The following is a 9,900-nucleotide window of genomic DNA, read 5'->3' as shown; positions in this document are numbered from 1 at the left end:
TACAAGTTCAAGTCCTTTTGCTTCCAATTCTGCTTTTAAGCCCAGCAAATGTTCAGGTGTTGGCAAAACTTCAGGAATGGCAACTACTTCTTCCATTTCTGCTGTTTCCATGTCTTCGTTGTCGCAGGAAACCATTGCCAACACAAAACAGGCCAGCATTAACGATTTTAAATACTTCATTATTATTTAGTTTAGGTAAGTAATACTTATGGGTTTAATAAATTAGGCATCCTTTATAGTTCACTTATCCTTTTGTTGCATTATTATCGCAATCGAATAAACACAAGAACAAGACAGGAACATTTTTAATCGGTATAAAAGATGCCATAATGGGGAAAGACCTTTTGTCGTTTTATCATCGTGATTTAGTTTAAAACATAAATTAGTAACTCATCCTATCCCCTCACGTATCACCCTTAAATAAAAGGAAACACTCATCAACAATTCATGGCTGTAAATCTATTTTAAAACAAAAGGCATTCAAATAAAAACACTACGCAACAACTACGGTAAAAAAATAAAGGAGTACGCAAGGAGTACTTGATTTGGAATTAACACACTATTAATAAGCTATTTGGGCTTGCATTTTTCATTGGATAATGAAATAGCTCTACCCAATCACCAGTGCTTGCTCATAAAACCAATAATAGCCGAGTATCCTACTGTCCTTGGGGCACCTACTCTTTAAAGAGAAAAAATGGCTAGTATATATCGAATAAATACCATTGCACACACCATTGGAACAGCCGGCGGGTACTATCTATTGGAGACGATTAGCTCTATCATCGGGAAATATTATGAATTTCTTGGTGCTTATAAGCTACCCTTTGTTATAATGTATGGATATATTACCAAACTATTCTCAAAAGAATCTAACTATCCATCTGTAAGTCATGAAGAAATATCAATTATGTCCGATATTGGTACTGTGGTAGGTGTTTTTAAAGACAATGAAAATAAAGTCATCCACGAATTAGTTCGATGAATAACATTTAAAGTCTCCGCAATAATGATACCCAGAGTGGTTGTGACGACTGCAGATGAGACGATGTCTTTTGAAGAATTTCTTGTGAAAAAGGAATTTCTTTACTACTCTCGTATCCCCGTATATTCGAAGGATATTGAAAATATCACAGGTTATATCTTACGCCAAACTGTATCCGAGAAGCTTGCTGAAAAAGGAAAAAAACTTAAAACTCCGGGATATTAAAAGAGAAGTCGTCATCGCACATGAATTACAAACCGTCTTTACAGTTTGGGTAATTCAGCTCGAGAAAAGGAGCATCTAGCCCTAATTATAGATGAGTATGGAGGAATGGATAGCATAGTGACCATGGAAGATATCATTGAAAGCCTCCTAGGCCTTGAGATCGTTGATGAGAGGGAATAAAATCACAGATATGAAGCAATACGCCCGTGAACGATAGGCTGAATGAAAAGCCAAGTATGGATCTATTGGATCGTTCAGAAGAATAAATGATTTCTTACAGTTCTTTCATTTACGGTATTAAAATGATGAATAGAAAGTTAATCTTTGTATCAGTCAAACGTTTTCATTGACTCATCTATCATTCTAATAACTATCTTACAGATAAAAAAGCCGCGATGATATTTTTACTTAATAAGGATAAGCTGAATCTATCTCAAAAGTGTGTCTCAAGAAACGCAGCCTTTATTCAAAACAAAATCCTTACTCAATGGAATTAAATCAGGATAGAATAAAATTAATTACTCAAAGAAGAATTGTATTTGTTACGGTGATTCTTTTTGTAGGTAAATTCATTGCCTATTACCTGACTAATTCTGTAGGAATATTAACGGATGCTATGGAAAGTACGGTTAATGTTTTAACAGGCTTTGTTAGTCTATATAGTATTAGTGTTGCTATAAAACCCCGGGATGAAGATCATCCATTTGGGCATGGAAAAATAGAATCTATTTCAGCTTCAATCGAAGGCATTTTAATTATTATCGCTGGGTTTATTATTATTATTGAAGCTGTAAAACGTTTATTCTACCCTTGTGAAATACAACAATTAGATATTGGAATTCTTATTGTTGCCATAGCAGGACTTATCAATTACATTCTAGGATATTACAGCATTAAAATCGGACGAAAACACAATTCAATAGCCTTGGTATCAGGAGGCAAACATTTGCAATCTGACACCTATTCAAGCATCGGTTTAGTTGTTGGATTACTCCTTCTATTAATAACTAAAATGGCATGGCTTGATAGTGCCATAGCCATATCCTTTGGTTCAATTATCATCTATACGGGATATAAAATATTAAAAGAAACCACCTCAAATTTAATGGATCAAGCCGATTTTATGATACTCGAAAAGGTCAGAGACATTTTATGGGAAAATAAGTCAGATAAATGGATTGACATCCATAATCTGAAATTAGTGAAGTATGGCGATGCCTATCACATCGATTGTGATTTAACACTGCCCTGGTATATGAATATTGCCAATGCTCATAAGGAGAGTGATCTGGTCGTAGCTGCAATTTCAGAACATTTTAAGGACAAAATTGATTTTACAATTCATACCGATGCCTGTTATCCTGATTTGTGTCCAAATTGCCGTATTAATACGTGTGCCTACCGTAAACATCCGTTCAGAAAAGATATAAAATGGACTCTTGAGAAAATCACCAAACGCTGATAACTGTCTTTAAATTGGAATGATTACATTGTCACTCTATTCGACTTATATGGATTAATAAACCAGAATGATTCCTTTGAATTGCATTGCAAGGAAATCAAACGAGCCATCTTCATACATCTTGATACAGTGAAAAGTTCAAATGGCGATTTCTAAATGGCCTAACTAGAAAATTTATAATCATATGAAATTCCAAACCTTTATTATCGTTCTATTTTTACTAACGAGCTGTCAGTTTAATAAAAAAGAGATGAAGCAAGAAATCAGCCACTATTCATTTTATGTGGGGACCTATACCGACAATGAGAGTGAAGGCATTTACAAATATATACTGCAGAAAGATGGTCACTTAAAGTCTCTAGGTCTTGCAGCCAGGTCTGAGAATCCTTCATTTTTGGCTATGAGTGCTGACAAGAGATACCTGCTGGCTGTAAATGAAATTAGCAATGAAGACGGGGTTGGTACAGTTGAATCTTTTTCTATTACAAACGATAGCCTGTCGTTTATCAGTCGGAGTACTACAGGTGGAGCCCATCCTTGTTTTGTGAACCTCAACAAGTCTGGCTATGTGCTTACAGCCAATTATACCGGAGGAAATGTGGGCCTGCTAAAGCTGAATAATAAAGGGGAGTTATCTGATCTTCTGGATATTCAACAACATGGTGGAAAAGGCACTAGTGAAAGACAACAAGCCCCGCATGCACATTCGGCATGGTTCGACACCGATGATACTACTGTTATTTCTGTTGACCTGGGCACAAATGAACTTTGGTTTTCGCAATTGGATACAATTCAGAATAAATTACATCCCTCTGATCCATTTAAACTGGGAATAGCTGCTGGAGCTGGGCCACGTCACCTTGTGTTTCATCCTAATAACAAATGGATTTATGTTTTAAATGAACTGAATAGCACAATAAGCTTAGTTCTTAAAACGGATCGAAACCAATATAAAAGAGGGCTATCTTTTTCATGTCTACCACTGGCTTATACTAAAACGAATACTGCTGCCGATATTCATATCTCTTCGGATGGGAACTTTGTGTATGCATCCAACAGAGGGCATAACAGTATTGCTATTTTTAGGGTAAACTCCCATGACGGATCTTTAAATCTGATTGCTCACGAATCGACTCGCGGTATTGGGCCACGAAATTTTTCATTATCGCCTGATGAAAACTATTTACTGGTGGCCAATCAGCATTCAAACAATATCGTATCGTTTAAACGTGATAAAACAACGGGTTTATTAGACTATGTGGATCAAACAGATGCACCAAGTCCGGTTTGTATTTTGTTTTAAAAGATTAAAATAAATGCGACAGAATAGATTTTGTTGTACTTAATTAATATGAAATTGAGCTGGACATTTGGTCTGGCTCTTTTTTGTATCTTACAATTGAGAGTGAAATAATCACTGAAAAAATTGCAAAGAAGCGACATTAACCCGTTTTTTGTAGAAAATTAGAGGGAAATAAGAAGAATGGAATACAAACGACTAAATAAAGCCATTTCAGAAACAGGTTATTGTTCTCGAAGAGCTGCTGATAGACTGATTGAAGAAGGTAAAGTGAAAGTAAACGGACAACCTGTGGAAATGGGGCAAAAGGTTACGGCTGAAGATCAAATCACTGTTGATGGAAAAGTCATTACCAAAGAGGTCGGGAACATCTATTTGATTTTCAACAAACCTGTAGGTATCACCTGCACAACCGACACAAGCATTAGTGGCAATATTATCGACTTTATTGGTCATCCTGAACGTATTTTCCCCATTGGACGTATCGACAAACCCAGTGAAGGTCTTATATTCTTGACCAATGATGGCGATATTGTCAATAAAATACTTCGTGCAAAGAACAATCACGAAAAGGAGTATGTCGTTAAGGTTGATAAAAGAATTACGCCTGATTTTATTAGGCTAATGGCTGATGGTGTTAAGATTTTAGACACAGTGACTGAACCATGTAAAGTGACTCAAATCGATGCCTATACGTTTAATATCGTTTTAACACAGGGCTTAAACCGCCAGATTCGTCGCATGTGCGATTATCTTGGTTATGAAGTCAAAGAGCTGCAACGTGTTCGTATCATGAACATTAAACTTGGTAGTTTGAAACGTGGTAAGTACCGCTCTTTCTCCGGATCTGAACTGAGAGAACTAAAAGCACTCATCGAGGACTCTAGTAAAACCGAGGAAGCTTCATTATAGAGTTTTTAAAGTACTCAAAGATATTAAATCCTGATAATGGTGGCTCTAAGGAGACTCTATTTATCAGGATTCTCTTTTTAGGAATCAAACCTGACAGCTATAAAAACAAAATTTCGTAACTTTTAAGGGAACTAATGATTTTCCTGAATGAGTGAGCCTATAGAAATGCCTAAAGCTTCGAAAGAGAGTTTAATTTTACTGATTGCCATTATCTCGGCAATTGTATTGGGTTTTATTCTGGGTGGCTTCTTTCCTTCTATTGGTATTAAGCTGGAGATTTTCGGACAAATGTTCCTTAATATCCTCATGCTGCTGGTCGTTCCCATCGTTGTTCTATCTATGATTGTAGGCATATCACGCATTCAGAACTTAAGTCAATTGGGCACACTGGGCAGTAAAACCCTGGTTTTTTATTTACTCACTACAGCAGTTGCAGCCACATTGGGTATTATACTGGTCAATATTATTCAACCTGGTATCAATCAGAGTATCGCTATTAATGAACTTCCCAATCAAACGGAATTTATCGCTACGGATATCTCCACAGCCCTGAAAGAACTTCTAGTGGGAAATCCAGAGAAAGAACAGCAAGGTTTGGTAGGCTATAACCTTTTTCTGGCCATGGAGAAAATGGATATCCTTCCGTTGATACTATTCTCCATATTTTTTGGTGCTGCACTATCATCACTGGGGGAAAAAGCAAAAAAAAGTATCAAAATCCTATCCGTCATGAATGATGCCATTCTTAAATTGGTGCATTGGGTCATGTACCTCGCTCCTTTAGGTATTTTAGGTTTAGTTGCTGCCCGAATTGCCCATTCCGGTGGATTTAAGGCTTTCATTCCAGAACTTATGTCATTGGGGCTTTATGCTCTGACTGTCCTTCTGGGACTGGCACTGCATGGCTTTCTCTTTCTGAGCTTATTACTCCGATTTTTAGGTAAACGTTCAATTACAAGCTACTTAAAAGGAATGGGACCAGCTCTCCTCAATGCCTTTTCAACGGCTTCGAGCACAGCCACTCTCCCCTTAACATTGCAGGGCGTGCACGAAGAGAATCAAGTTTCAGAAAAGGTCAGTAATTTTGTTTTGCCTCTGGGTGCCACCATTAATATGGATGGGACAGCCCTCTACGAAGCTGTAGCCGCCATATTTATAGCTCAACTCTATGGTATCGATCTCAATTGGGTGCAACAAATCATTGTCATTCTCACGGCTACTCTTGCAGCCATAGGCGCTGCAGGTATTCCCGAAGCTGGATTGGTCACCATGGTTATCGTATTGCGAGCCGTTAACCTACCCATCGAAGGGATTGGCCTTCTTTTGAGTATCGACTGGCTTCTCGACCGTTTTAGAACCAGTATTAATGTTTGGGGAGATAGTGTAGGTGCTGCTGTTGTAGAACGTTGGGAATCTATCAGACCTGAAGAATCATAAAGACAAGAAAAACTTCTCAAAAACATCTTTCAATTTGCATCAAATGGGGCTATAAATCCTAGCTTTATGGCGAAATTATTGAACGATAGAAATGAGCACAATCACACAGGAAGATCTTAAATTCGATAGGGAGCATATTTGGCACCCTTATACCTCAATGGAAAACCCACTACCCGTTTATCTGGTTACATCAGCCAATGGTGTCCGTTTGAAACTAGAGGATGATCGAGAGATTATCGATGGGATGTCCTCATGGTGGTGTGCCGTACATGGTTACAATCATCCCGTTCTGAACGCAGCTGTTGAGACACAAATTAAAAACATGTCTCATGTGATGTTTGGGGGTATCACTCACAAACCAGCCATTGAACTAGCCAAACTTTTAGTCGAACTAAGTCCTGAGGGATTGGATAAGGTTTTCTTTGCTGATTCAGGCTCCGTTTCTGTTGAAGTGGCTATGAAAATGGCCATGCAATATTGGTTCTCCAAAGGGGAAGGAAAGAAGAATAAATTTTTAAGCATTCGCTCAGGTTATCATGGCGATACCTTCAATGCCATGTCGGTTTGCGATCCTGTGACGGGTATGCACGAAATATTCACAGGCATTTTGCCTATCAATCATTTTGTAACAGCTCCTCAATGTGGTTTCTATGAGGATTGGAATGAAAAGGATATTCTTCCAATGAAAGAGGCCATAGAGCAGTATCAAGATGAATTAGCTGCCATCATTCTGGAGCCAATCGTTCAGGGTGCTGGAGGCATGCGTTTCTATCACCCTCAGTATTTAAAAGGAGTTCGTCAGCTTTGCGATCAATATAACATCCTTCTCATTGTAGATGAGATTGCCACAGGCTTTGGCCGATCAGGAAAACTCTTTGCTTGTGAACATGCAGGTATCTCACCCGATATTATGTGTGTGGGTAAAGCCATCACAGGTGGGTATATGAGTTTTGCAGCTACCCTTGCCAATCAAAAAGTCAGCGATGGTATTTCTCAAGGGGCACCTGGTTGTTTTATGCATGGTCCAACGTTCATGGGTAATCCTTTAGCTTGCGCTGTTGGAGTAGCTAGTATCAATCTCTTATTGGAATCAAACTGGAAGAAGAAGGTTGATACCATTGAAGGCATTCTTAGAGAAGAATTGTCTTCAGCAGAAAAACTGTCTCAAGTCGCAGACGTCAGAATACTTGGGGCTATTGGTGTCATTGAAATGAAAGAAGCTGTTAATATGGCTCAAATCCAAAAGCAATTTGTAGATGCAGGCATTTGGGTTCGTCCTTTTGGAAAACAGGTTTATATCATGCCTCCCTTTGTTATTTCTGAAAAGGATTTACGAACTTTGTGTCAGAGTATGATTGAAGTCGTAAGCTTACAATAAATCTAGAGTTCAGAGTCCAAAATTTAAACATTGACACTGATCTGCGCAGATTAAATATGATTTTGTTCTCTTAAAGAAAATTTGTGATAATTTGTGTAATCTGTGGTTGATAACAAAACTATGAGTGATCTTCTAAAATCCTATCAAGACGAGTTGGAAAAGCTAAACCAGACGGGGAATCTTCGTTCTTTAAAGCAGATTGATGAAAGCCAATATAAGCTGAACCTATCCTCAAACGACTATATGGGTATCGCTAAGCTTGGACTTTCTATTCCTGAAGAAAAAGGAATGGGATCTGGTTCTTCTCGTCTACTGACGGGTAATTTTCAAGCTTATAAACTCTTGGAAGATGAACTTGAACTACAATTTGGTTCCCCTGCTCTCTTTTTCAATTCGGGTTACCATGCCAATATTGGCATCTTACCCGCTTTGTCTTCAAAAGGCGATCTGATCCTTTCAGATAAGCTCAATCATGCCAGTATTATAGATGGTATTAAATTGAGTGATGCCGATTATCACCGTTATAAGCACCTCGATTATCAGCACCTAAAGCGATTACTTAAAAAATACCGAAGCAATTACAAGCGAGTCTTTATTGTGAGTGAATCCATTTTCAGTATGGATGGCGATGTGGCTGATTTACACGAACTCATCAAGATAAAAAACAAGTACGATTGTTTCCTTTATGTGGATGAAGCACATGCTCTGGGAACTCGTGGTGAAAAAGGTCTGGGAATAGCCGAAGAACAAAATTGCCTTTCACAAATTAATCTTCTGGTCGGAACCTTTGGTAAAGCCATGAATTCAGTAGGTGCATACCTTGTTTGTGATGCGACGATCAAGGATTACCTGATTAATAAGATGCGTTCGCTCATATTTACAACCGCACTGCCTCCTGTTAGTATTGCCTGGAATCTGCAGATTCTGAAACAAAGCATAGGAATGCAAAAGGAAAGAACGCATTTGCAAAAGCTTTCTAATCAATTTAGAACGGCATTACAGGATCTAGGGATAAAAACTGGAGGTGATTCCAATATTATACCTATCATGATTGGTGACAGTGAGAAGTGCACGCAAATTGCGGAAAAGATGCAGAAACTTGGCTATCTGGTTTTTCCTATTCGGCCACCATCAGTTCCACCAAACACATCAAGACTGCGCTTATCGCTTTCAGCCGATATGACATGGGACGACTTAAAAGAACTACCCGTAATAATTAACGATTTACAATTAACGATTAAGAATGGAGGTATCTAGACTTAGTTACTGAGATATTTCATGAAATTATTGAATCGTAAAAAATGAACAGGTTTGCTTATCATCATAGCTCAATAAATTTAGGGTAATTTGTCTGCTTTATTCTTTATTTAAAAAGTACACCCTTTCGTCTGTCGACACTTTCCCTTTCAGGGAAAGACTCTTAGACTAGATTTAGAATATTAATTCAACGTTCAGTTTGACTTTCTCCCCTTCGAGGGGAGATGTTCAAGGGACAGAGGGGTGTTAATTACGAATCATCAATTGTCTAAAATGAAGATAAAGTACTTACACAAAAACAATTCACCTAAGCTTATCCTCTTTATGAGTGGCTGGGGTTGCGACGAAATGCCTTTCCTGAGAATTAATTCAGATGATTACGACGTCCTGATGTGTTACGATTATCGTGATTTGAGTCAAATTCAGGAATTAAAGGAAGAGTTGAATGCTTATCAGGAATGTCATCTGATTGCCTGGTCATTAGGCGTATTCGTAAGCTCACTTCTTTTTAAAGATGATAAAAGCCTATTCCAGTGTCGTTATGCCATCAATGGCAGCCTGTCTCCCATTGATGATAAAAAAGGGATTCCTCCTGCCATATTTCAAGGAACCATTGATGGTTTAAACGAAAAAGGTCGTGACAAGTTTTTTATGCGCATGTGTGGTGGCAGATCTGGCTATTACAGTTTCACGGAACATCAACCGCAACGCTCTGTTAAAGATCAAAAAGAAGAGTTGATCTGTTTGCAAAACATGATTTTGAGAGAAACAATTACTTGGGATATCTTCGATAAGGTATTACTTTCGTCACGAGATATGATTTTCCCTTTCAATAATTTAGAACAAGCTTGGGAAAATAAGACCAATAAGATAGTTTTAAATTCGCCTCATTTTTGTTTCACAGTCTGGAACTCTTGGGATGAGATACTAAAGGTCTAAAAGTC

At 38.0% G+C, this 9,900-nt stretch carries 10 protein-coding genes; 9 read left to right on the top strand and 1 reads right to left on the bottom strand.

Annotated features, from left to right (window positions below):
* A partial coding sequence (locus ABY905_RS09940) for a hypothetical protein (RefSeq protein WP_372643148.1) occupies positions 1–180 on the bottom strand: 180 nt, incomplete at its 3' end.
* A 517-nt stretch (positions 181–697) separates the two neighbouring features.
* Here ABY905_RS09940 and ABY905_RS09935 point away from each other — a divergent pair.
* From ABY905_RS09935 to ABY905_RS09895, 9 genes are all read left to right on the top strand, one after another.
* Positions 698–985: a hypothetical protein gene (locus tag ABY905_RS09935; RefSeq protein ID WP_372643146.1), complete on the top strand. Its 288-nt coding sequence runs from the start codon at positions 698–700 to the stop codon at positions 983–985.
* A 24-nt stretch (positions 986–1,009) separates the two neighbouring features.
* Complete coding sequence (locus tag ABY905_RS09930) at positions 1,010–1,210, top strand: hypothetical protein (RefSeq protein ID WP_372643144.1); 201 nt, start codon at positions 1,010–1,012, stop codon at positions 1,208–1,210.
* A gap of 487 nt (positions 1,211–1,697) precedes the next feature.
* Positions 1,698–2,672, top strand: coding sequence for a cation diffusion facilitator family transporter (locus ABY905_RS09925; RefSeq protein WP_372643142.1), 975 nt, complete (start codon positions 1,698–1,700; stop codon positions 2,670–2,672).
* A gap of 250 nt (positions 2,673–2,922) precedes the next feature.
* Positions 2,923–3,975 carry a lactonase family protein gene (locus ABY905_RS09920; protein WP_372643139.1) on the top strand — a complete coding sequence of 351 codons (1,053 nt, stop codon included), beginning with the start codon at positions 2,923–2,925 and terminating at the stop codon, positions 3,973–3,975.
* A 180-nt stretch (positions 3,976–4,155) separates the two neighbouring features.
* Positions 4,156–4,884 carry a pseudouridine synthase gene (locus ABY905_RS09915; protein ID WP_372643137.1) on the top strand — a complete coding sequence of 243 codons (729 nt, stop codon included), beginning with the start codon at positions 4,156–4,158 and terminating at the stop codon, positions 4,882–4,884.
* Positions 4,885–5,031: 147 nt separating this feature from the next.
* Positions 5,032–6,321 (top strand): dicarboxylate/amino acid:cation symporter, encoded by a 1,290-nt coding sequence (locus tag ABY905_RS09910; RefSeq protein ID WP_372643134.1) that lies wholly within the window; start codon positions 5,032–5,034, stop codon positions 6,319–6,321.
* 91 nt (positions 6,322–6,412) lie between these two features.
* Positions 6,413–7,699 carry an adenosylmethionine--8-amino-7-oxononanoate transaminase gene (gene bioA, locus ABY905_RS09905; protein WP_372643131.1) on the top strand — a complete coding sequence of 429 codons (1,287 nt, stop codon included), beginning with the start codon at positions 6,413–6,415 and terminating at the stop codon, positions 7,697–7,699.
* Positions 7,700–7,819: 120 nt separating this feature from the next.
* Positions 7,820–8,956 carry an aminotransferase class I/II-fold pyridoxal phosphate-dependent enzyme gene (locus ABY905_RS09900; RefSeq protein WP_372643128.1) on the top strand — a complete coding sequence of 379 codons (1,137 nt, stop codon included), beginning with the start codon at positions 7,820–7,822 and terminating at the stop codon, positions 8,954–8,956.
* Positions 8,957–9,229: 273 nt separating this feature from the next.
* Positions 9,230–9,895, top strand: a complete 666-nt coding sequence (locus tag ABY905_RS09895; protein ID WP_372643125.1) for a DUF452 family protein — start codon at positions 9,230–9,232, stop codon at positions 9,893–9,895.
* Positions 9,896–9,900 lie beyond the last annotated feature (5 nt).

Source organism: Ancylomarina sp. (assembly GCF_041555295.1).
In the GTDB taxonomy this organism is placed as follows: domain Bacteria; phylum Bacteroidota; class Bacteroidia; order Bacteroidales; family Marinifilaceae; genus Ancylomarina.
Note: the sequence above shows the minus strand (reverse complement) of the source record. Positions and strands in the feature narration are given on the sequence as shown.

Bases quoted from the DNA above. Each gene is read 5' to 3' on its own strand.
- ABY905_RS09920 (WP_372643139.1), top strand. From the start codon at position 2,923: ATGAAGCAAGAAATCAGCCACTATTCATTTTATGTGGGGACCTATACC.
- ABY905_RS09930 (WP_372643144.1), top strand. From the start codon at position 1,010: ATGATACCCAGAGTGGTTGTGACGACTGCAGATGAGACGATGTCTTTT.
- ABY905_RS09925 (WP_372643142.1), top strand. From the start codon at position 1,698: ATGGAATTAAATCAGGATAGAATAAAATTAATTACTCAAAGAAGAATT.
- ABY905_RS09915 (WP_372643137.1), top strand. From the start codon at position 4,156: ATGGAATACAAACGACTAAATAAAGCCATTTCAGAAACAGGTTATTGT.
- bioA (WP_372643131.1), top strand. From the start codon at position 6,413: ATGAGCACAATCACACAGGAAGATCTTAAATTCGATAGGGAGCATATT.
- ABY905_RS09900 (WP_372643128.1), top strand. From the start codon at position 7,820: ATGAGTGATCTTCTAAAATCCTATCAAGACGAGTTGGAAAAGCTAAAC.
- ABY905_RS09895 (WP_372643125.1), top strand. From the start codon at position 9,230: ATGAAGATAAAGTACTTACACAAAAACAATTCACCTAAGCTTATCCTC.
- ABY905_RS09935 (WP_372643146.1), top strand. From the start codon at position 698: ATGGCTAGTATATATCGAATAAATACCATTGCACACACCATTGGAACA.
- ABY905_RS09910 (WP_372643134.1), top strand. From the start codon at position 5,032: ATGAGTGAGCCTATAGAAATGCCTAAAGCTTCGAAAGAGAGTTTAATT.